The 20,848-nt window shown below is 65.2% G+C and carries 27 protein-coding genes; 2 read left to right on the top strand and 25 right to left on the bottom strand.

What is annotated here, in order from left to right; translation table 11 throughout:
• Positions 1 to 4: 4 nt before the first annotated feature.
• The 17 genes from RQG77_RS14580 to RQG77_RS14660 form a co-directional block, all read right to left on the bottom strand.
• Entirely contained in the window at positions 5 to 457 is a 453-nt protein-coding gene (locus RQG77_RS14580; RefSeq protein WP_311245358.1) for a S24 family peptidase, read from the bottom strand.
• Between the two features lie 167 nt (positions 458 to 624).
• Positions 625 to 864 carry a hypothetical protein gene (locus tag RQG77_RS14585; RefSeq protein ID WP_311245359.1) on the bottom strand — a complete coding sequence of 80 codons (240 nt, stop codon included), beginning with the start codon at positions 862 to 864 and terminating at the stop codon, positions 625 to 627.
• A gap of 130 nt (positions 865 to 994) precedes the next feature.
• Positions 995 to 1,759 (bottom strand): radical SAM protein, encoded by a 765-nt coding sequence (locus RQG77_RS14590; protein WP_311245360.1) that lies wholly within the window; start codon positions 1,757 to 1,759, stop codon positions 995 to 997.
• 22 nt (positions 1,760 to 1,781) lie between these two features.
• Positions 1,782 to 2,339 carry a hypothetical protein gene (locus RQG77_RS14595; protein WP_311245361.1) on the bottom strand — a complete coding sequence of 186 codons (558 nt, stop codon included), beginning with the start codon at positions 2,337 to 2,339 and terminating at the stop codon, positions 1,782 to 1,784.
• On the bottom strand, positions 2,336 to 2,830 hold the full coding sequence (locus RQG77_RS14600) for a hypothetical protein (protein ID WP_311245362.1): 495 nt from the start codon (positions 2,828 to 2,830) through the stop codon (positions 2,336 to 2,338). Before RQG77_RS14600 ends, RQG77_RS14595 begins: the two co-directional genes overlap by 4 nt.
• Positions 2,831 to 2,998: 168 nt before the next feature.
• Positions 2,999 to 3,334 carry a hypothetical protein gene (locus tag RQG77_RS14605; protein WP_311245363.1) on the bottom strand — a complete coding sequence of 112 codons (336 nt, stop codon included), beginning with the start codon at positions 3,332 to 3,334 and terminating at the stop codon, positions 2,999 to 3,001.
• Positions 3,331 to 3,666: a hypothetical protein gene (locus RQG77_RS14610; protein ID WP_311245364.1), complete on the bottom strand. Its 336-nt coding sequence runs from the start codon at positions 3,664 to 3,666 to the stop codon at positions 3,331 to 3,333. The genes RQG77_RS14605 and RQG77_RS14610 overlap by 4 nt, the downstream gene beginning before the upstream one ends.
• Positions 3,663 to 4,091: a hypothetical protein gene (locus RQG77_RS14615; RefSeq protein WP_311245365.1), complete on the bottom strand. Its 429-nt coding sequence runs from the start codon at positions 4,089 to 4,091 to the stop codon at positions 3,663 to 3,665. The genes RQG77_RS14610 and RQG77_RS14615 overlap by 4 nt, the downstream gene beginning before the upstream one ends.
• Before the next feature lie 11 nt (positions 4,092 to 4,102).
• A complete protein-coding gene (locus RQG77_RS14620; protein ID WP_311245366.1) occupies positions 4,103 to 4,369 on the bottom strand; it encodes a hypothetical protein in 267 nt (88 codons plus the stop codon).
• A complete protein-coding gene (locus tag RQG77_RS14625) occupies positions 4,366 to 4,647 on the bottom strand; it encodes a hypothetical protein (RefSeq protein WP_311245367.1) in 282 nt (93 codons plus the stop codon). The genes RQG77_RS14620 and RQG77_RS14625 overlap by 4 nt, the downstream gene beginning before the upstream one ends.
• 174 nt (positions 4,648 to 4,821) lie before the next feature.
• On the bottom strand, positions 4,822 to 5,094 hold the full coding sequence (locus RQG77_RS14630) for a hypothetical protein (RefSeq protein ID WP_311245368.1): 273 nt from the start codon (positions 5,092 to 5,094) through the stop codon (positions 4,822 to 4,824).
• A 161-nt stretch (positions 5,095 to 5,255) separates the two neighbouring features.
• The gene (locus RQG77_RS14635; protein WP_311245369.1) at positions 5,256 to 5,462 is read right to left on the bottom strand and encodes a hypothetical protein; all 207 of its coding nucleotides are present in this window, start codon (positions 5,460 to 5,462) and stop codon (positions 5,256 to 5,258) included.
• Positions 5,463 to 5,554: 92 nt separating this feature from the next.
• Positions 5,555 to 6,040, bottom strand: coding sequence for a hypothetical protein (locus RQG77_RS14640; protein ID WP_311245370.1), 486 nt, complete (start codon positions 6,038 to 6,040; stop codon positions 5,555 to 5,557).
• A 12-nt stretch (positions 6,041 to 6,052) separates the two neighbouring features.
• Positions 6,053 to 6,478 (bottom strand): hypothetical protein, encoded by a 426-nt coding sequence (locus RQG77_RS14645; protein ID WP_311245371.1) that lies wholly within the window; start codon positions 6,476 to 6,478, stop codon positions 6,053 to 6,055.
• A 31-nt stretch (positions 6,479 to 6,509) separates the two neighbouring features.
• The gene (locus tag RQG77_RS14650) at positions 6,510 to 6,755 is read right to left on the bottom strand and encodes a hypothetical protein (protein ID WP_311245372.1); all 246 of its coding nucleotides are present in this window, start codon (positions 6,753 to 6,755) and stop codon (positions 6,510 to 6,512) included.
• Positions 6,752 to 6,964 carry a hypothetical protein gene (locus RQG77_RS14655; RefSeq protein WP_311245373.1) on the bottom strand — a complete coding sequence of 71 codons (213 nt, stop codon included), beginning with the start codon at positions 6,962 to 6,964 and terminating at the stop codon, positions 6,752 to 6,754. Before RQG77_RS14655 ends, RQG77_RS14650 begins: the two co-directional genes overlap by 4 nt.
• A gap of 185 nt (positions 6,965 to 7,149) precedes the next feature.
• Complete coding sequence (locus tag RQG77_RS14660) at positions 7,150 to 7,449, bottom strand: DUF732 domain-containing protein (RefSeq protein WP_311245374.1); 300 nt, start codon at positions 7,447 to 7,449, stop codon at positions 7,150 to 7,152.
• A 334-nt stretch (positions 7,450 to 7,783) separates the two neighbouring features.
• On the opposite strand from RQG77_RS14660, the gene RQG77_RS14665 reads away from it, so the two are divergent.
• Positions 7,784 to 14,119 (top strand): LPXTG cell wall anchor domain-containing protein, encoded by a 6,336-nt coding sequence (locus tag RQG77_RS14665; protein WP_311245375.1) that lies wholly within the window; start codon positions 7,784 to 7,786, stop codon positions 14,117 to 14,119.
• A 73-nt stretch (positions 14,120 to 14,192) separates the two neighbouring features.
• Here the strand turns inward: RQG77_RS14665 and RQG77_RS14670 are convergent, their stop codons facing one another.
• The 6 genes from RQG77_RS14670 to RQG77_RS14695 all read right to left on the bottom strand — a co-directional run bounded on the left by RQG77_RS14670 (position 14,193) and on the right by RQG77_RS14695 (position 19,460).
• On the bottom strand, positions 14,193 to 14,768 hold the full coding sequence (locus RQG77_RS14670; RefSeq protein ID WP_311245376.1) for an RES family NAD+ phosphorylase: 576 nt from the start codon (positions 14,766 to 14,768) through the stop codon (positions 14,193 to 14,195).
• A gap of 89 nt (positions 14,769 to 14,857) precedes the next feature.
• On the bottom strand, positions 14,858 to 15,514 hold the full coding sequence (locus tag RQG77_RS14675; protein WP_311245377.1) for a hypothetical protein: 657 nt from the start codon (positions 15,512 to 15,514) through the stop codon (positions 14,858 to 14,860).
• A gap of 98 nt (positions 15,515 to 15,612) precedes the next feature.
• Complete coding sequence (locus tag RQG77_RS14680; RefSeq protein ID WP_311245378.1) at positions 15,613 to 15,948, bottom strand: hypothetical protein; 336 nt, start codon at positions 15,946 to 15,948, stop codon at positions 15,613 to 15,615.
• Between the two features lie 143 nt (positions 15,949 to 16,091).
• Positions 16,092 to 18,326: a hypothetical protein gene (locus RQG77_RS14685; RefSeq protein WP_311245379.1), complete on the bottom strand. Its 2,235-nt coding sequence runs from the start codon at positions 18,324 to 18,326 to the stop codon at positions 16,092 to 16,094.
• Between the two features lie 169 nt (positions 18,327 to 18,495).
• The gene (locus RQG77_RS14690) at positions 18,496 to 19,122 is read right to left on the bottom strand and encodes a hypothetical protein (protein ID WP_311245380.1); all 627 of its coding nucleotides are present in this window, start codon (positions 19,120 to 19,122) and stop codon (positions 18,496 to 18,498) included.
• A 29-nt stretch (positions 19,123 to 19,151) separates the two neighbouring features.
• The gene (locus RQG77_RS14695; protein WP_396653418.1) at positions 19,152 to 19,460 is read right to left on the bottom strand and encodes a DUF3039 domain-containing protein; all 309 of its coding nucleotides are present in this window, start codon (positions 19,458 to 19,460) and stop codon (positions 19,152 to 19,154) included.
• A 35-nt stretch (positions 19,461 to 19,495) separates the two neighbouring features.
• Between RQG77_RS14695 and RQG77_RS14700 the strand changes: the two genes are divergently transcribed.
• Positions 19,496 to 20,035, top strand: coding sequence for a hypothetical protein (locus tag RQG77_RS14700; protein ID WP_311245381.1), 540 nt, complete (start codon positions 19,496 to 19,498; stop codon positions 20,033 to 20,035).
• Position 20,036: 1 nt separating this feature from the next.
• On the opposite strand, the gene RQG77_RS14705 is transcribed toward RQG77_RS14700, so the two are convergent.
• Both RQG77_RS14705 and RQG77_RS14710 read right to left on the bottom strand, forming a co-directional pair.
• The gene (locus RQG77_RS14705) at positions 20,037 to 20,546 is read right to left on the bottom strand and encodes an NADAR family protein (RefSeq protein ID WP_311245382.1); all 510 of its coding nucleotides are present in this window, start codon (positions 20,544 to 20,546) and stop codon (positions 20,037 to 20,039) included.
• Positions 20,547 to 20,551: 5 nt separating this feature from the next.
• Positions 20,552 to 20,803: a hypothetical protein gene (locus RQG77_RS14710; RefSeq protein ID WP_311245383.1), complete on the bottom strand. Its 252-nt coding sequence runs from the start codon at positions 20,801 to 20,803 to the stop codon at positions 20,552 to 20,554.
• Positions 20,804 to 20,848 lie beyond the last annotated feature (45 nt).

Genomic DNA, 20,848 nt, shown 5'->3' on the forward strand with positions numbered 1-20,848 from the left:
CTGTTCAGGTGCGCTTTTGGTGTCGAGCTGGGTGAATCGAGAATGTGACGACTCCCCAGATCGTCATCTCCATCTCGCCTTCCAGAGCGATCGATGGAAAGAGCGGATTCTCGGCCCGCAGGATCAGCCGGCCACCCGAACGCGCGAGTGTCTTTAGGACCAGTTCATCGTCGACGATCGCGACGACAACGTTCTCGAGCTCGGGGGTGAGAGAGCGGTCGACGATAATGTAGTCGCCGTCGAAGATCCCGACGCCGGACATGCTCTCGCCGCTCACGTTGAGCACGAAGGTGGAGGTCCGATCCTGGATGAGGTGATCGTTGAGATCCAGGTCGCCGAAGTAGTGGTCAAGGGCCGGCGACGGGAATCCTGCGGACACCGCGGCGCCGACTGGGGTCCGGATTCCAGCGGGCGGCGCGAGCGGATCGATCCTACCGAGGACCTCGAGAACGCTCATCTCACCGCCCCACTCACTGCCGTCACACGTTCGAACCGATGTTCGATCTGTCGAGTGTACGTCAGGAGGGCGGACAGCGTGAAGCCGAGTGCGCGTCCCGCGCGCGCCGGGAATGACGAAGCCCCCGGCTCCGGCGACGCAGATCGGGGGCTTCGTGCTCGGTGCGCCTACTCGTGGAGGCTCCACGCGGCGTAGACCTTCTCGCTGATCTCGGTGCGGTAGGGATTCCCGTCGAGGTAGAAGTCGGCGTGCATCTCGCCGGTCTTGCCGCTCGCTTCGCTGGCCTTCTTCGCGTTGCGGAACGTCGGTTCGTCGGTCTCATCCTCCTCCGTCAGGCGGAGGTGCACCTCCTTGCCCACTGCGAAGTCGTCGAAGCTGCGGTATCGGAATGCGTGCGAGTTAGCCATGGCACCCATGATGCCTGTCGGCGGCGCAGAACGCGTCTGAGAGGCCGGTTTGGGGCTCACGGCGGCGTGTCGCGGCGAATGAGAAGACCCCCGCCGCCGTGAGGCGACAGGGGTCTGATCGTGGAGTGAACTACGCGAGCTCGGCGCGCAGCGGCGGGATGATGCGACCGACGTCGGTGATCTGCTCGGTGGCCGGGAAGTACTTCAGCCCGGTCTCCTCCATGAGGACATCGCGCCAGATGCTGACGCGCATGCGGCCGAGCTGGTGCTCTTCGAAGTGGCTCTCGGCGATCACGGGCAGCGCCTTCAGGCTCGGCAGCACCTCGTCGAACGCCGCGGTGTCCTCGTCGAGCTTGTTGAGCCTCTCCTCGTACGGCCGGCGCACCTGCGTCACCGTGACGGGCAACGCCTCGAGGGAGGCGAGCATGGCCATCAGCTCCGGTGCGTTGAAGCGGTTGACCACGACCGATGCGCGAAGCTCCGGTTCGATCAGCAGCTCAGCGAGCCGGACGAAGTCGGGCACCTGACGCACGTGGCTGATCGCGTAGAGGGTGTCCGAGGTGAGCGACTGCACCGACAGCCACACGGTCTCGAAGCGGTTGAGCGCTGCGATCAGCTCCGCGTCGTCGTAGTCGAACGCGCCGTTGGTGCGCAGCTCGAGATCGAAGCCCTCGTCGGCGAGGCGGCTCACCAGCGAGAGGAACTCGCGCTGGATCGTCGGCTCGGCGTTGAAGGAGCTGACGGTGACGCCGGTGATCCCGTGCTCGTGCAGCAGCGCGATCCACTCGTCGAGACGCTCGTAGGAGCTTCGCGTGAGGCGCGCGCCGATCTCCTCGCGGAGGCAGAAGAAGCACCGGAAGTTGCAGTTGCCGGACATGAACAGTTCGCCGCGCATGGGGAACTCCTTTCGCAGGCGCTCAGGCGCCGATGGAAGCGGCCGATGCCTCTTCGGTGATGCGGAACTCGGAGACGGTGCCGCGGTGGCCGCAGCCGCCTCGGCGCTGGTAGCACTGGATGGGGTCGTCGTCGAAGAATCCGTCCTCGGAGTCGATGACACGACCGGGGAAGTGGTCCGCCGGCGGCTCTTCGCATCCGAAGATGTCGTGACCTTCGTCGAGCATGACGACGTTGAGGGTGATCTGGACCACGAACGCGCTCTCGTGGGAGCACTGCGGGCAGCGGATGCCCGCGAGGCGCTGGGTGTTCGTCGTCGGCTTCGGGATCTGAGCCGCGATCTTCTCGTCGAGGAGCTCGTTGGGATCGATGCGGCGGTAGATGTTGACCTCGTCCGCGCACTCGAGCTGGGACTGCGTTGGTGCGAGACCGTCACGACGCTCGGTGATGATCCGCTTCCACGGAGTCGGCGCATCGATCTTGATGATGGTGCCACCGGTGCCGACGAAGACGTCGTCCTCGCGCAGGTCGTAGACGGGAACAGTGAGGAAGGTGAGGTTCGCCTCGGCGGTGGTGGTCATGCTGCTGCTCCGATCAGGTCAGGAAGGATGTGGCCGGCGTCGATGCGGCGGCGGATGAGTGCGGGGGTGGAGATCCGGCGGACGTAGGCCATCGGCTGGCGGTCGTCGGTAGCGATGAAGACGCGGACACCCTCGGGATCGTTCTCGATCTTCTCGACGGCCGTGACGACCTCGTTGGTGCGCTCGAGCACGTCTCCGGGAAGCAGATCGCGAGAGGTGATACCCAGGAGGACAGATCGCCCCTCAGCGGCGCGCTGGATGTTGGTCGTTGAGGTGCGCGGTACGCGGTATCCGGCGGTGAACTCGCCTGCGAACACGGTCATGATCAGGTAGACCGAATCGGGGTCTCCGGCGATATCGGTGGCGGACACGACGACGCTCTCGTCGTCACCCCAGGAGCCGTCGCTCTCGAGCAGACGGTCTCCGGGCAGGAGGTCTTCGTTGGCGACGGTCATGTCGATGTAGACCTGGTCAGTGGTGTTCGTGCTCATGGGGGCCTCCTCAGGCAGCAGATGTCTCTCTGTCACGACCGGTCCCGGATCGGCCTTGCCGATCCCGTCTTCGCGGGGATCCGGCGGCCGCCGCTGAGAAGCAGAAACCCCCGCCGCCCGTGATGGGCGACAGGGGTCTGCAGGTGGGCGAGCGAGTCGGCGGCATCGCTACTGATCGGCTCGTGCGAACACGCGATAGCGCTGGAACAGGCGATCGAGGTGCAGACCTGCCCGAGCAGCGAGGCTCAGAACGATCAGCGGAGACCACGGTCCCGGGCGCCGGCGGACCAGGTGCAAGCCCTCGGCCTCGGTGTTCAGCGAGTTGGTGAAGTACTGGCCGTAGTCGTACCCCTCGTAGGTGTACACGACCTGGGCTGATGCTTCGTCGTGCTCGACCGCGATCACGCGGACACCACCTGATTCGAACGCATCGCCCGGCTTCAGGTCGTGCGCGGCAACGTGCCTCAGCACGCCTCCGAGTCGGAACTCCGGTTCGTGGGTCATGCGGCGATCGCCTCCTCGAGCTCCTCGTCCTCGTCCTCGTCGTCACACGTGCACGCCACCATCTGCTCGGCGACTAGCTCATCGATCGCATCGACGTCGAAGACGGGCAGCTCTTCGAAGATCGCTCGAGCGACGAGTGCGACGATCTCCGTGGCGCAGTACCCCTGGTACTCCCAGCTGTACTCGGCGACGAGCTTGGCGTCGGCGTCGAAGAGCACGGCGGATGCTGCGATCGTCCACGGGTTGATCATCAGCGAGACACGCAGCTCGTGGTCGGCGAAGGTGACGGCGTGCTCACCGAATGGCTGGGGCTGTAGCGGGCTGAGAGTCATCGTCCCTCCTGCTCGACGAAGAAGATGATCCGGTTCACGTACGTCCCGGTGACCTCTTCGCGATCGTCGATTCCGTGGCGGATATCGGTGAACACCGAGGTGTTGTTCACGATGTCGAGGTGGAACGGACTGGACAGTGAGACGACGACGGTGATGAAGCTGTCCTCGGGGAGCGCAAGGCTCTCCGTGTCGAACGTCAGCCCGTCGAGGTCCCAGCGAGCATCGATGTCGACGCGGGTGTGACGCAGCCCTTTGGGTCGGACGAGGTCGTGTGCGTCGAGGGCTGCACGCAGTGAGTCCGTCGGATCGACGTCGGCGGTGAAGTCCTCGTGGTGGATGATGATCGGGGTGGTGAAGCGATCACCAGCGGCGATCTCGAGCGCGATGAACGCCGCCGCTGCGGCGTAGTCGTCGATGTTGTGCATGGGGTGCCTCCTCAGGCGGGGGTCTCGACGGCCCAGGCCTTGTCGATGGGGATGTCGGCGGCCGCGTGGTCGTCGATGGTCGGGTGGTTGAAGGATGAGCTGCCGCACTGACAGACACCGCTCGGACCGGAGTGCATGCGGTAGAGGCGATCGATCGCCTCCTGAGCGCGACGCTCAATGGTCCGATCGATCCGTGCGTTCGCAGACTCGACGAGCCGTTCGGTGAGCCAGCGGACGGCAGTCTTCGGCTCGTCGACGACGGAGGCCGGAGCGCTCATGCTCGCGCCTCGAGTTCGTCGACCAGACGCCTGATGATGTCGTGCGGCGACGCAGCCGGGGCGGGGTCATCGGGTAGGCCGGCGGGCCACCGGCGCGCCTCTGCGATCAGGTCGGCGAGGGCAATGTCTTCGGCGCTTGGCGTCGGGGTCTCGCGTGGCGCGCGGTAGCCGCAGGTGGTCGCGGTCTCGCCGTCGTGGTCCAGGACCAGCTCGTTGCAGTAGCCACCCTGATCCCACTCGCTGTGGGCGGGAGTGTGCATCTCGGGACGGTCTGTCATGGTGGCCTCCTCAGGCTCGTGTCGAACGGGATCCCGGATCGGCCGCGCCGATCCCGCCTGTGCAGATGCGCACCGGAACCGGAAAGAAGAGACCCCTGTCGCCCGCGATGGGCGACAGGGGTCTGGGTGTGCACACAGCCTGCGATCGGCGCGGGCTCGGGTGTGAGTCTGGGGTCAGGCAGCGATGGCCAGGGCCGGCTCCTCGACGATCGACCAGTCAGCAGCGACGGCCACCTGGCGGCGAACGCGGTACTGGCTCGTCTCGTGGACGCGCTGGGATGTGCTCATGCCGTCGACCTCGAAGCGGACGAGGACGGCACCGGGGAACAGGTCGATGGGGCGCACCTCGGCGACGACGTCGCCGTTCATGAGGGTGTCGCCGACCTGGAGGCTGAGCGCCTGGACCTTGACCTCGGCCGGGAAGTGACCAGCGATGATGTTGCTCATGGGGTGCCTCCTCAGGCGAGAGATGTTCCTCTGTCACCACTTCCCCCGGAGGCGGCTTTGCCGACTCCCTTCCACGTAGAGATCCGGCGGCCGCCGCGGAGAAACGAAAGACCCCCGTCGCCGGCGAGGGCAACGGGGGTCTGGCGAGGTGCGCGCCTGGCCTACCGGAACATGCGCATCATCATGGCGACCGCGATGCCGATGAGCGCAATGAGGCCGAGGCCGATCGCGATGTGCGGGATCATCTCAGCCCCGAAGTTCATGAGCAGCGAGATGATCCCGAAGGCCAGCATGCCGCCGGCGACGGCTGCCACCCAGATGACCGCATATCGTGCGATTGATCCCTCGGCGCTTGTGGTTCTGTCCATGCTTCTACCTTCTACTGTGAGTCCGACATTCTCGACGGGCGGTCATCCTGGTCCAGCCACCTATGGACGACGCGGCTCTGGAGTGGTTGAGGTCAGTCGGAGTTGTTGAGGAATGCTCCGCGCGCGGACCTCGGATAGAGGAGACCATCGAGAACTTCCGAACTCGGCCGCTCCGGGTCCGCGATCCGAACCGTGGCCTCGTTGCGACGCTCGATGTCACGCGAGGTAACGACGTCGACGTTCACAGCTGCGGCGTACTTCTTCTCGAGCCTGAACCGGAAGCGCCCCTCCCGGACCTCGGAGATCGCGTGAGCGGTGCGTTCGTGCAGCCCTGGGACTGTCACGATGTCACCCTCCGTCAGCACCAGGCTATCGATGTTCCGGTGCGCGCCCTCGAGCGGCGTGCGGTTGAAGCCGCGGGTGTCGACCTCGACGAGCATCGCCGTCTCGTAGTCGTCGAACACGAGCTCGAAGCGGTCGTACGCCTTCTGGTTGATGCGCAGCAGGTAGGCGAACCACATGCCTTCGATCTGGAAGGTCGCGCCAGGCTCGATGGCGATCTCAGTGCGATGCGTCATGGTGTGATCCTCTCAGGTCAGGGTCGCCGGCGCGGGCTCGTCGATGATGTAGACGTGTCGGCAGATGAAGATGTCGACCTCTTCGGCCGCTCCTTCGATCTCGCGGCGGATGGAGCTGAGCACGGGAATCAGAGTGAGGTCGCTGATCGGGTGGTCGCTCGCGATGCGGATGACGGCGGTGAGGTAGTTCCCTGTGCCGTTGAACGTGTCGTCGCCGATCTCCGCGTGTACGCCGTGGACGCCGTAGCTCGCAGGCACGTCGATGGTGAGGTACTCGATCCCGGGGACTTCCGTCGCGAAGAGCGCGGCCTTCACCGCCGAGTCGACATCGGCGAACTCGTGGGCGCGGAGCACGATGGGCTCACTCGTTGCGGCGCCGGTGGCGATCGCGATGGCGGCCTTGGCGCCGTCGAGGGCGGATGTGTTGATGGTGGACATGGTGCTCCTCCAGGAGTCGAATGTGAAGGGGTCAGAGCTGTTCGGCAGGCTCGGTGGCCTCGTCTTCGAGCGGCTCGATCTGGTCGATGGTGACGCCGATGCGCTGGGGGCCGTAGAGCCCCTCGGCTTCGAGGGTCACGTAGTGATCCCATGGATCGTCGGGGTGACCGCTTGTGGGGATGATCTCTCCGACGCGGCCGTCGAAGAGCGAGGAGTCCTTCACTCGGACTCGATCGCCGAGCTGGAAGCGGCGCGAGGGTGCGGTCAGGGTGCTCATGCGGTCACTCCCCGAAGTCGCTCGTTGCGTGCGTGAATGCGCTCGCGTGATGCGTCCTGGCGCTCTGCCTGGTCCTCGGCGATGCGCGGCGCCCGCGAGGCGAGGTATTCGGCCCAGCCCTCGAGGGCTTCCATGTGCTCGGGGTTGCTCTCGTCGATGTCGTTGGTCACCTGGAGGCGGACGCCCTTGACGGTGATGTGTTTGGCCATGGTCCGCTCCTCGGATCAGATGCGCAGGAGTAGGTCTCCTCTGTCGCAGCAGTCCCCGGAGGCGGCTTCGCCGGCTCCCGTCCTGCAGGTGCTTTACGCTGCGAACAGATCCGGTCCCCGGGCATGAAGAAGCCCCCACCGGCTCCGTCGCAGGTGGGGGCTTCTTCAGCTCTCAGGAGTGGAGGTCACTCATCGGGACAGAGCTTCTCGTTCGCGTGCTCTGCCACCAGGCCAGCCTCGGGGACTTCCTCGGCGGTGGCGTCGATGATCCCTTGCACCTGATCCTCATCCACCATGTCCTTGAGGTCGCAGAACGATTGTCCGATCCCAAGGAGATCGTCGTCGCTTTCAGCGATCGTGATGCGATCGTCGGCTTTCACGGCGGACAGGAACGCGTCCTCGGGAGACTGGGGCGCACAGGCGGCCAGGCTCAACGCGAGGGTGACCGCGGCGAGGGCCGCAGCTGGGATGCGAGTCCGTGTCATGGGGCCAGCGTACCGACTGCCGCGCAATCGCCAGAAGCCCTTCACTCTCGCACCGACTCCGCGTGCGGTTCTTCGCCGATCAGCGAGCCCAGCGAGTTGGTTCGACCATCGACATGTCGCGAGCGTATCGATGGTTCTGACGCGTGTCTCGATGAGCTGTGCCGGGGTGCGTTCACTCATCGCGACACGTATCTCGTGAGAGATGAGGTGAATCGTGATTTCGCCTCATTTATGGGCGAAAAACGCGTTTCTTCGGGTAGACTCCAAGAGCGAGTCCAGTCCCCAACATGCCCCGTTGAGGACTGGACTCGCACCACGATGAAAGGGGAAGTAGATGAGTGATCGGGATTCGACCGTCACCTACCGAGACCGAAAATACGCTGGGACCAAGCGTCCCGGACTGATCCGTGGAGTGAAGAGCTTCGTCGCTGGTGCAATCGTTGCGGGCCTGGTCGCCACCGGTGCCACGCCTGCGATGGCGAACATCGGCGGAGGAGGTGTCGGCGGCGGTGGCGGTAACTCTGGCCCGGCCGACTACTTCTCGCTGTTCACCGGTGACTTCCTCGATGCCTCAGGGACGCCCACTCTCTGGGGTCAGGCATCCACTGATGCCTTCGCCTCCGCGATGGAACAGAGCATGCAGTGGGCGACGGCGATGCAGGGCCGCACCGGTATCAACACCGCGTGCAACGCCGCGATGAACCAGGCGATCGCTCGAAGCAACGGTGTCTCGAACCGTGCTCGCGTCGTCCAGGTCGGCGTCTCCGTCGACACGCAGAACGGCAACTGGTACATGGGCTGGGGTGGCACTCAGACCGACATGCGGAACTGGTACACCCAGCAGACCAACGCGAACTACTGGCAGCCGATGCTGCCGAACTACCCGGCGACGCTGCTCAGCGGCATCTACGACACCTTCTACGGTGCGATCGGCCAGACGCCGCGCGTCGTGTGCGTGGCTCTCAACGACTCCGAGGTCGCCAACTACACGCTCGAGCTCTCGACCGACAAGAACACGGTCTTCTCGCTGGCGGGCTCCACGGCGGCGGTCAGCGACCGCATCAACACCAGCCGCGCGGGTTCGAACATCAGCGAGAACATCACCGCGAACATCTCCCTCACCTGGGGCGGACTCGAGGGCAACCCTCGCACGGTGGCGAAGTCCGTCACGGTACCGAACTACGGCGTGACCAACTCCCCGGCGTTCACTCCCGCCGAGTTCGGATGGGCGAGCTGGCCCGCGGGCAAGTTCTGGTTCAACGTCGCAGTCCCCAAGCAGGGGCGCATGAAGGCCGCCGTCTCGCACGACGGTGTCAACGACCCTCGTGAGAACTGGACCGCCGGCATGACGGCACCTCGAAAGGTCCTCACCTCGGGCACCTCTGCCGACCCGATGGCTGCCGACGAGGTGCTCGCGTCCGGACAGTTCTACAACGCTGAGATCTCTGCACGCACGAACGGCTACGCCAGCTCCATGACGATTACGGACACGATCGGCACGGACAAGGTGTGGATCGGATCGCAGACCGGCGACGTGGCCTCTGCAGCGTACGTCCGTGACCCCAGCGGTGCGCGGGTCACCGGCGCCACTGTGCGCATCGATCGCACGGGTTCTGCAGTCACGGTCACGGGCACCGTGACGAACATGCCAAATGCGTTCCAGGCGCAGGAGTACACCCTCGTCGTCCCGACGTACATGCGTCCGACGGAGGTCGACTACACGATCCGGGACACGTCGCGCGTCTGCTACACAGCAGCTCTGACGAACTGCCTCGACGGCAACGCAGCGCAGACCCGCAAGGTCACTCCCGCCCCTGACAAGTCCTGGGTGCTGAACGCCAACGGTGCGCTCACGAACGCAGCCGTCGACGGCAAGGTGTTCGCACCTAACTCCGCGATCGGCGCAGTGGTGAACGGCTCGATCCCGGCGAAGCTGGCTGAGAACCTCAGCCAGTACTCGATCACCGATGACTGGTCGGGCGCCGCTCGCTACATCGACTTCTCGGACACGAGCAAGGTGCGCGTCTTCCTCGACGGCACGAACGTGACCAACCAGTTCACCATCACGATCTCGGGGAACAAGACCATCGCCACGGCGAAGCCCGCCTTCCTCAACAACACGAAGGGGCTGAGCGCGGCGAAGCCGGTCAAGCTCTACATCGGAGGCACCTTCCGCAGCGACTACGACACAGACGGCAAGACCGAGCAGCTGACGAACGCGGGTGCGGAAACCTGGAACAACGAGACGATCGAGACGAACACGCCGTCGATCTTCACGGTGACCCCTGACCCCGACAAGCACTGGGTTCTGGACCAGAACGGCGCACTCACGAACGACGACGTCGACGGCAAGGCATTCGCACCGAACGCTCGCATCTCCGCCGTGGTGAACGGGTCGATCCCCGCGAACCTCGGCTCGGCGCTGACCTCGTACTCGATCACCGATGACTGGAGCGCCGCCGCGCGCTACATCGACTTCTCGGATGCGAGCAAGGCGAGGGTCTTCCTCAACGGCACGGACGTCACCAGTCAGTTCGACATCACCATCTCGGGCAACAAGACGGTGGCCACGGCCAAGGCGGCGTTCCTCACCGCGACGAAGGGGCGCGCCGCAGACGCGGTCGTCAAGCTCTTCATCGCAGGGAAGTTCCGCAGCGACTACGACACCGCCGGCGTTCCCCGCAGCCTCACCAACAGCGGCTCGGAGAGCTGGAACGGCAAGGTCGTCACGACGAACACTCCGGCGATCTACACGGTGACCCCCGACCCCAACAAGGTGTGGGTGCTGGACGAGGACGGCGCGCTGACCTCGACCGATAAGGACAAGGCGAATGACGAGGGCGTGGACGGAAAGACGTTCGCACCCGGCGCCGGGATCTCCGCAGTGGTGAACGGCTCGCTGCCGACGAACCTCGCTGAGAAGCTGCAGTCGTACGTCATCACCGACGACTGGACGGCCTCGGCTCGGTACGTCGACTTCTCCGACGCCAGCCAGGCGAAGGTGTTCCTCGACGGTCGCAACGTGACGAACGAGTTCACGGTCGCCGTCTCGGGCAACCGCACGATCGCGACCGCGAAGCAGGCCTTCCTGGACCGCACGATCGATCGCAAGACCATCGGCGAGGTGAAGCTGTTCATCACCGGATCGTTCCGCAACGACTACGACACCGACGGCAAGATCGAGCGGGTCATCAACTCCGGTTCCGAGAGCTGGAACGGCAAGGATGTCGCCACGAACAGCCCGGCGATCTACGCGGTCACCCCGACGCCCGACAAGGTGTGGGTGCTGGACGAGGACGGCGCGCTGAGCACGTCGGACAAGGACTGGGCGAACAACGTCGGAGCGGACGGGAAGATCTTCCTGGGCAACGACGCCATCTCGGCAGTTGTCAACGGATCGATTCCCGCGAACCTCGGCTCGCCGCTCTACCACTACTCGATCGTCGACGACTGGACGAAGGCCGCCACCTACGTGGACTTCTCCGACGCGACGAAGGCGAAGGTGTTCTACGACGGCAAGGACGTCACCTCGGGCTTCGACATCAACGTCGAGGGCACGAAGACGACCGCGGTCGCCAAGGCTCCGTTCCTGGCGGCCACGAAGGGACTGGCGAAGCCCGGAGCGGTGAAGCTGGTCGTCTCGGGTCAGTTCCGCGACGACTTCGACACCGACGGCAAGATCGTCAGCCTGACCAACTCCGGCTCGGAGACCTGGAACAACCGCACCGACGCCACCAACTCGCCGGCTGTGTTCGCCTGGTCCCCGAACCCGAACAAGCAGGTGCTGGGGTCGGCTGAAGAGTCCGGCGACAAGGCGCACGACAACATCAACGGCGCATCCGTGTGGCCCGGCCAGAAGCTCGAGTACCGCGTCGGCGTGGACCTCCGTGTCCCCGCAGGCACTGCTCGCGGTGTGAAGACTCTCGCGATCGAGGACGTGTACGACCCGTTCTTCATGGTGGACAAGAGCTCGGTCGAGTTCTGGGATTCCCGTGACGCGATGGGCCCGAAGCCGGTGCCCCGCTCGGCGTACGAGCTGCGCTTCGATGAGGCCGCTCACACCTTCACGGCGACGTTCACGGATGAGTGGATCGCGAAGAACGTCAGCGGCGAGGGAGCGAACGATCGCTGGCTCAGCCAGGGCTGGCTCACGATGCGCGTCACGGGCATGGTCTCCAAGGCGATTCCGGCGGGCAACACCGTGGTGAACCAGGCGTTCCAGATCATCAACGGCAACCGCACTGCGACGGAGATCCCGACCATCGAGATCCCCACGGTCAAGCCCGACAAGGACAGCCTCTCCACGGACGAGGTCGACATCGACGGCAAGACGCTCGTGCAGGGCGACGTGGTGCTCTACCGCCTCACGCTCGACGCCGGCCCCGCTCGCGACAAGCTGGCGTACAACGTGCACAAGCTCGGCATCGTCGATGACTTCGACGAGGAGTTCCTCGACCTCGAGGAGAGCGACATCACGGTCACCGAGAAGGCGACGGGCAACGACGTCACCAGCAAGTTCAACGTGCAGATCAAGGATGGCGTGGCGTACGTGTTCGCCAAGACGGTCGACACCGAGGGCGTGTACGGCGGCATCATCCCCGGTGACCCGCAGGCTGCGGACCTCGCAGCGTTCGACGCGGCAGCGATCCGGCCTCTGGAGGACCCGATCATCGATCAGGCGCTGCTGGGTCAGCTCTACAACGTGAACCTCCGGGCCACGGTGAGCAAGGAGCAGGACGGTCACGTCATCGAGAACCAGGCGCGTCAGAACATTCAGAACGTCCAGACGACGACCCGCATCGTGTCGAACCCCATCAAGGACATCGACCCGTCCAAGGACGCCGTCATCTCGGAAGAGACGAAGGACGACTCCATCGAGGGCACCGAGGTGCGGATGAACACCGTGTTCAACTACCGCCTCAACAGCTCCGAGATTCCGGCCGACCGTGCGTACGCGGCGAAGAGCTGGAAGATCAGCGACACCTTCGACCGTGCACACGACCAGTACACGGGCGTGTGGGCGATCTACGCGAACATCGACGTCTACAACGGCGACGAGCACCTGTTCAAGAAGGGCGCGCTGCTGCAGGACTCTGCAGGACACGAGAGCGTTCCGTGGGCAGACCTGTTCGACGTGAAGTTCGATGAGGACACGTACACCTTCACCGCCACGGCGACGAAGAAGTACCTCGACCTCGTAGGATCCCGTCCCGACCTCGCGAACGCGTTCAGCGTCTACACGAAGATGGTGCGCGTCGCTCCCGGCGAGAACATCGTGAACCAGGCGACCGAGGCCTACAACGGCTTCGACCGTGTGACGAACGAGGTGGACACGTACACGATCGAGTACCCCGACCTGGCGCTGGAGAAGTTCACGCAGGACGAGGGACGCGAAGACGGCGTGCACCGCAACGCCGAGGGTGCCTACATCCTCAGCGAGGAGCAGCTCGCAGACGCCGAGCTCGACGAGGACGCCGCAACCGGCCTGTCCGTGGCGAACATCCAGAAGGGCGTCGACGTGGGCATCCGCTTCGAGAACACCGGAGACGTCCCGCTGAAGGAGGTCACCCTGACCGACGTCACCCACGACGGCCGATACGGAGACCTGGAAGGCCTCGTCTGCGCGGTCCCCGCTGACCCCACCGCACCCGGAGCCATCATTGGCGACACCGTCATCACCCCCGATGAGAACGGTTCGGTATGGGTACGCCCGGAATCGATCACTGAACTCTCTGTGGGGCAGGTGGTTGACTGCCGCGGGACACTCCGCGGCATGAAGAAGGGCATGACTCACGGCGACACTGCGGTGGTCACCGGAAAGTCGATCTTCACCGACACGGTCGTCAAGGCCCACGACACCTGGTACGCCAAGGCCCTCTCGACGCCTGGCATCGAGATCGTCGAGTACACCTTCGAGGAGGGTCGCGAGAAGGGCGACCGGAACAAGGCCGCTGATGCGTTCGTCCTCACCCCCGCACAGGCCGCCAACGGCGTGTTCGTGGGCGTCGACGTCACCAACACCGGTGACGAACCGCTGAGCGCTCTGGAGATCCTCTCCGAGACGAACGACGGCTTCGAGGGATCGGTCAAGGGCATCACCTGGTACGACCTGGTCGAAGAGACGCTGCCCGACACCGACCCGAAGCCGGAGGAGGGGGCCGGCGAGACCGCTCCGGAGCTCGAGGCCTACAGCGAGGACGAGGCGCCCGCCGACGGTGAGGGCCCGGCAGAGGATCAGCCCTCAGAGGGGGAGACACCCGTCGAGGAGCCCGCGCCGGCGCCTGAGACGGTCGAGCTGAACGGCAAGCAGTACGTGCAGCGGTCGCTCGAGGAGCTCACCGATCTCGAGGTGGGAGCGAGCGCCCTGTTGCTCGGCACCCTCGTCGACGTGAAGGAGGACTCGGCGCACCGCAACGAGGTCACCGTCACCGCGTCGGGCACGTACTCGGGCACCGCGGTCTCGGACGACGACCCCTGGAATGCCCGCTTCCCGCTGCAGCCGCGGTCCGGAGCCGCTGTCGATGGCCCGAAGGGCGCCGTGACGGGTGAGGGACTGAACTCGGATGACACCCGGTCGAGCCTCCTCGGCGCAGCCGCTCTGATGACGATCGCCGCGGCGATGGTCGCGGAGATCATGCGACGGCGGCAGAAGGCGCGTCGCGGCTGGTAGCCGGCGCCTCCGACGTGCGAAAACGAAACCCCCGCGGCCGTCTGGCTGCGGGGGTTTCGTCTTGCTGTCGATCTCAGGACAGGACACCATACCCGGTCGTCGTCTGCGCGGACGATATGTACCGCCGTGCTGCACGGTCGGACAGGAGCCTGTTGAAGGACGGGTCCTTGGGGAAGGCGGGGTCTCTCTCGGTGCGGCTGAACAGGGTCACCATGGGGGTGTTGAGCATCGATGAACTGTGGAAGAGACCGTCGATGTCGTTGCCGATCTGGTCGTTGATGACGCGCGCCCACTCCTGGGTGTGCGTCTTGTCGTCCATCATGATCGCGGAGGCCGCGCCATTGAGGATCGGCCAGTTCTTCGTCAGATTCAGCAGTTGCAGCGGTCGTGATGGCTTCCACGATGCCAGTCTCGGCGCTCCAGCAGAGAGAGTGATGACCCGGTCTTCCTGGTACACCTCTGCGAAGGCTGTGTCCGGCTCCAGCGCGGTGTACATGACGCCGGTGTCAGGCCAGTCCTGCGTCGGAAGGTGGTGCGGGTCGTACCGCATATCCGGCGCCGGACCCCAGTGCCTCAGCTGGTTCCATCCCAGGGCGTGCTCGCCTTCACTTCGGTAGATCCGCCACAGGGGATCCTGCAGTGTGACCACATCCCTAGACGCATCGAAGATTAGAGGCGTCGAGGGGGGAGCGGGAACCTTCGGGGGAGTCGGCTTCCTCCCTGGTGTCGTCGCAGCCGTCACGAGAGCAGGAAGCTCTCGATGATGCCGATCACGACGTCAGGCTCTCCACCTTCAACCAGCCACTGCGTCGGTGACATGCGCTCAATCTCTGGGTGACCGAGGAGCTCGCCACGCAGCGAGGACTTCGGCACGGTCATGAACGCCTCGATCTTGGCCGGGGGCCAGTCAGCAGGGAACGCACGGATGATTGCAGCGAGGTGCGGAATCGGGCCACCATCGTCGAACTGCCACTGGGGGTAGCGGCGCTTAGTTCCGGTCATGAATCCGTACAGCAGCCCCTTCGACACGCGATGACGCACTCGAGAGTCATCGATACCCAGCAGCTCCGACACGTCGGATGAGCTGAGAGTGCGCAGAACAGCGCCGGTACGAGTACGTGCCTCGACGCGCTCGAGCTGGCCGGCCGCGAGGTTGCGATCGATCTCGGCGAGCTTCTCGGGGGTGAACGCGCCAGAGGACACCATGTACTCACGTTCGGCAGCGGTGAGTCCGTCGTCCGGGCTCTGAGCCTCGATCATCGACTCGGCCTCGCTGAGAACAGCGGTGGCCGTCTCGAGGTGCTGAAGCGTGAAGTTCGAGACCATCGCGCTGATGTCATCCAGCTGCTTCGTGAGCATCTCACGCATCTTGCTGAGACGTTCGTCGGCGGGCATCGTTGGGTCCATAGACGTGCTTGCCGGTGCCGCTTGCAGACCGTGCACCATGTTGGCGGACATGGGGTCTCCTTTCGGTCGGGTCAGTGTGCGCACGCTCATTCTACGCTCGATTCTGCGTGCGCGCACGGGGTGATCTCAGCAGCCTCGCCGCGTGCGTAGTCGGCCAAGGCCTGGCCCAGAGCGCGCAACGCAGTCTCGACATCCGCCTGCTCCTGCAGGTTGTGGCGACCGGGGATGCTCTCGGCAGCGTCCATCGCCATCACAGCTGCGACGTAATCCAGACGTGCGTCGGCGGCAGCGCGCCGCAGCTGGGGAGCGTGCTCACTCGTCACAGTCAGCCTCATCGAGGCATTGATGCGGTCGGCGTCGGTGTTGAAGTCCACGCCCGTCGCCAGGACGGCGCGGGCAGGGGGAGTGGTCAGGGTCGACATGGTGCCTCCTCGGGGCATGGTTCAGATCGAGTTGATCTCACGGGGATCCCGCGCCGGCTGTGCTGGCCGGCGAAGCCACGAAAGAGAAGACCCCCGCGCGACGCGAACGCCGTGCGGGGGTCTCACCGGTGCAGTGTCGTCGATCAGACGAGCTGCGAAGCGATCGCGCTGCGGATCAGCGCGACTGTGGAGGGGGAGTAGCCGTCCTCGTACCAGAGGGCGACGCCCTCCGATTGCGCCGCGAACACCGCCGGCGCGTACTTACCGAGGGAGGAGTTCTGGAGGAACCACTCCTCGCTCCACCGGATACCGCTGAGCGAGCGACGCAGACGGACGAACTCGTTCCATCTATGGCTGGACATCCCCGAAGGGTCGAGGTGGACGTATGAGCCGACTGCTCGCGCGATCTCCTGGGCGACTGCGCGCACCTCCGGATCGGGGGTCTCCTCGATCCACTCGGTGCGACTGCGGAAGTACCGTTTCACGCCGGTCAAGGTGAAGAGCTGCTCATCGGCGAATCGTCGCCGCTGGACCTGCGTGATCGCAGCACCGAGGATCTCTTCGCGCCGATCCATGTACTCCATCACGGTCAGCGCCTTCTTGCCGAGTCGCTCACGCACCAGGAGTGCTGGGCGCTGTCCGGTGGCGATCGTCACGATTCGGCCGGGGAGGTACCTCATCACCTCCATCAGCTTCGCGCGGGTGTCGATGATCGCCCACCCGTGCCTGCTCGCCTTGACCTTTTCCACGACCTCGTCGACGGTGGTCACCTGATCGACAGTCGGAGAGAGCAGATTCCACCTCACAGTGACAGCCGAAGCGCCATCCGGAACTGGCTCCCGTTCCCTCGTGGGCCGCGACACCTTGATGTCGCTCGGATCGACCCACTCGATCTTCTCGGGACGCGCGAATGGCCGAACGACTTCCCGCTCAGCCTCTTCCTGCCACCCCCGGCGACGCGCTTGCTCGGGCCAACGACGGGAGAACCGCAGTTTCTCGAACACGGTCCGGTTGGTCACGACGGCGACGATGTTCTCGTCGTTCGCCCACCGGGTGAGGATCTTCCGACGAGCCTCTGGGAGGGTGCCCTCGTCCACGAACACCACTCGGTGGTTCGTCATGCGCTCACCGAGTTCGCTGACCGACCAGTGCTGGAGGACCGAACCTCCGTGCGCTCCGTATGCCGAGAACTTCGGCTCCGGACGGAACGCGAGGTCATCGAGGAACCGGTAGGCACTGCCTGGCAGCTTCCCTGAGGTGATCTTGTCCGCGTGGACGCGGTGAGACCACTGATCGAAGTGGCTCAGGAGCCCCCTGGCGGTCATCTCCTTCTTGATGCGGATCAGCTCGAGGTAGGTCGTCTCAGGATCCCGCATCCGGCGCGCGAACGCAGCGACCTGCTGGTGCTGCCAGGCGTGGAACAGATCGGTGAGGACCTTTCGGTTCTCCACGGTGTCGATGATGGCTTCGCGGGTGTTCCCGACGGAGACGCCACCGATGGGCAGGTGGAACACCATGGGCTCATTCGTGGGCGCGGCGGCACCCTTCGGGATGGCGTAGGCGATCTGGCCCATGAGGACCTTGGACTCGTCCAGGACGGTGGTCGTGTGGACGAACTGCGGCGACTTGATGAGATCAGGGCGATGACCACGGATGATCGACGGCGCCTCGGGCACCGGCTCGCCCTTGCCGAGAAGACGCTTGGTCCACCGCGGGAGCTTGACGGGGGAGAGGTAGGCGTTCGTGATCTCGAAGCCGCCCGTGTTCCACCAGAAGTGGACGCGTGCCAGCGCGCGCCACCAGTCGAGGATCTTCGCGGCCTCGACGGGCACGACGACCGTGACGCCGTTCGGAGTGCCCGGCTCGACCTCCGCGACGTCATGCAGGCGGTGCTTCAGCTGACCGTCGATGCGCGCCATGGAGAGGGTGGCGGAGAAGCCGTTCTTGAAGCCGTGAACGGTGAATCGATCGGTGACGGTGTAGGGAGACTTCGCGCCGATCCCGAGGCCGCCGGCGGAGAGGTTCTCGTTTCGCTTCGTCGACGCCACAGGGCGGGCGAACGTCCCGACCAAGCCTTCAGGGTCGAGACCGAGCCCCTGGTCGCTCACGATGAAGAACGGCAGCTCCTCGGTGGGCATGGTGATCATGACGGGCCGGGTCTGGCCGGCTTCGCGGTGAGAGTCAGCGGCGTTGATGTACAGCTCACGGATGACAGCTTCGATCGGAGAGGCGTACCCGCCGACGAGCAGCTCCATAGCGACAGAGGCATCCTCATCGCGGATCGTGGAGAGCTCGAAGCCGTCCTCAGAGCCGAACAGCTCAGGGTGGTCGCGATGCGAGCCGTCGGGGACTGCTCGCGCAGTGGTGGGGAGTTTCATGGTGGACCTTTCGCTGTGGTCGGACGGGTGTGTCGGACCGGAGGGTGGCTTCCTCCCGCGGGTGTGCGGGGCCTGGCAGGCGGGCCTGCTCCGTGCTCACCCGCGACAGCTGTGCTGTCGGAAAGCGAAGACCCCGCCACAGAGCGCGATGCTCCGTGGCGGGGTCTTGTCACTCCTGGTTAGCCGCCTCCTCCGGCTCGCTGGCGGCAGCAGCGGCCCGTAGAGCGACCTTCCACGCGGCCCGACCGGCTTCGAGTCGGCGAGGCGTCAGGAAGTCCGGGTCAGGCCCGAAGGTGTGCTCGTGGAAGGCGATCTGCGCTGCATCCGACGCCCTGTCGGATGGTTCGACCTGCGGCTCGATTCCGAGGGACGGACATCCGCACACGCGGCATCCAGTGCAGACGATGTTGCCGCAGGGGGTCAGATCCTGGCGCCTGGCCGGTCTGATCGGCAGCTCACGAGAGCGCCCCTTGATGGGGTCGCATCGCGTGCAGATCACGGATCCGTCGCCGGCGACCCATGCGGTTCCGTTGTCGTCGAAGGGCATGTCCTTCGCCACGATGTCGGTTCTACCGCAGAGAGCGCAGGTGCGTTCACAGCGACAATCGTCGACTGGTTCGCTGCAGTCTCGGCATCCGAGCGACGCCTCTGCCTCGGTGCCTGGCGCGCCGAGCAGACTGCGAAGCTCCTGCAGCGTCTCCAGGACCTCGTCGGTGCTCCATGCGAGATCCTCGGGCAGTTGCTTGGCATCTCTGATCGCTTCGTCGAGGTACGTTCGTGCGTCGATGTGCGTCACGCTGAGACCTCCTGTCCGTTGCGACGAGATCAGTTCAGCATTCCCTCGTAGATGCCCTTGCAGTCGGGGCAGATGGGGAACTTTTCGGGGTCGCGCCCCGGGGTCCACTTCTTGCCGCAGAGCGCCTTCACGGGCTTGCCGGTGATCGCGGACTCGAGGATCTTGTCCTTCTTCACGTAGTGCGAGAAGCGCTCGTGATCTCCGGGCTCGATCTGGTTCTGGTCGAGGACCGTCGTGGTCTCCTCGAGCGTGGTCGTGGGTTCTTCGATGAGGGTCGGCGCCATGAGGTCTCCTGGTGTCGTGATGGTCTTCCTGTCGGGGATCTCCCGAGGCGGCATCTGCCGCCTCCTGCTGCTGCCGCTACGGTGATGGCATGGAACAGCTCCTGCCCGCACTGCTCACCGGCACGGTCATCGGTGCCGTCGTGACAGGGGCGATCACGCTCCTGAAGCCGGTGCTCGACTACTGGATCAGCCTTCTGCAGCGCCGGTACAACCGGAGGGCCGAGCAGACGGCGGTGGTGGAGGGTGTCGTCGAACGGCTGCGGAAGCTGCGAGTCGATCATGTTGAGGCGAACAGAGAGGGCCGGGCCATCTCCTACCCGCTCGTGCTCGAGGCGGCCGACACGGCTCTGCTCATCCACAACCGCGAGTTCGCGAAGTACCTCTCGCTCGATATCGAGAACACGAGCGGGTACTCGGTGCTCTATGAGTGGCACGCCGAGCTGGGCGAGATCGACGACAACACGACAGCGTCGTCAGCCGCACGTGAGGCGCGTTGGGATCACCTGAAGATGCTCGTCGAGCGGGCGTCGGAGTTCGCCGTGACGGGGAAGTGGGAGAAGAAGTGGGCGGCGGAGGCCATCAAGCTCTCAGAGCAGATGGCCATCGCCGACGCCAGCCTCGATCGGTAGCTCAGACTGCCAGTCGCAGCACGCTTCGCTGGATCATGAGGATCCGGCCGAGCCAGTTCTCGCCCTCGCCCGTTCGGGAATCGACTCCCCAGAATCGGTCTCCCCAGTGGTTGCCCTCGATGAGCTCGGCGTCACCGGTGGCGAGCAGAGAGTCCCGCAGCAGCGGGTCGCGGTACTTCTGCGCCTGCAGGAGGGTCATCACCCCGATCTTCACCTGCTCCCAGTCAGGGCGCAGCGTCACGGTGCGCCCGATGATCTTCGCTTCGCCGGGTCGCTTCGCAGCGAGAATGGCGGCGCGCTCTGCGGGGTCGAAGGTCTTCGCGAGCTGGAAGGCGGCCTCGACCGTCTTCACGCGGTGGCCGTCGAACTGGATGCCGTCGGGAACGCCCCAGAAGTTGGAGAGGAAGCGGTGCTGATCGCTGAACTGCCTGATGGGTGCGGCCGCCGGCTTCGGCGAGGGCAGCGAGGCGTACGGGTGGTCGGACACGATGGTCTCCTTCGGGTCAGTCATGCGGGTCAGATGTCGTTCTCGTCGGGGCAGTTCGCCTGCTCCCACGCGTAGAGCTGGGCGAAGCTGAGTCCGGTGTTGTCTCGGACGTGTCCGAGCGTCATCGCGAGGCGTTCGGTGCTGTCGGTCTCATCGAGAGGGACGTGACGTCCGGTCCCGCATTGCGGGCAGAGGCACCCGACGGGATCGATCGCATCCGGAAGCGTCTTGACGGTGCCGGTGTGAGTCGGGGCGGGGGCAGCGGGTGCGGTGGTGGTCATCATGTCTCCTCGATGCTCTCTCTCAGCGCAGGGGTTGTCCCCAGA

The sequence above is a fragment of the Microbacterium sp. WCS2018Hpa-23 genome (genome assembly GCF_031843845.1).
GTDB lineage: Bacteria > Actinomycetota > Actinomycetes > Actinomycetales > Microbacteriaceae > Microbacterium.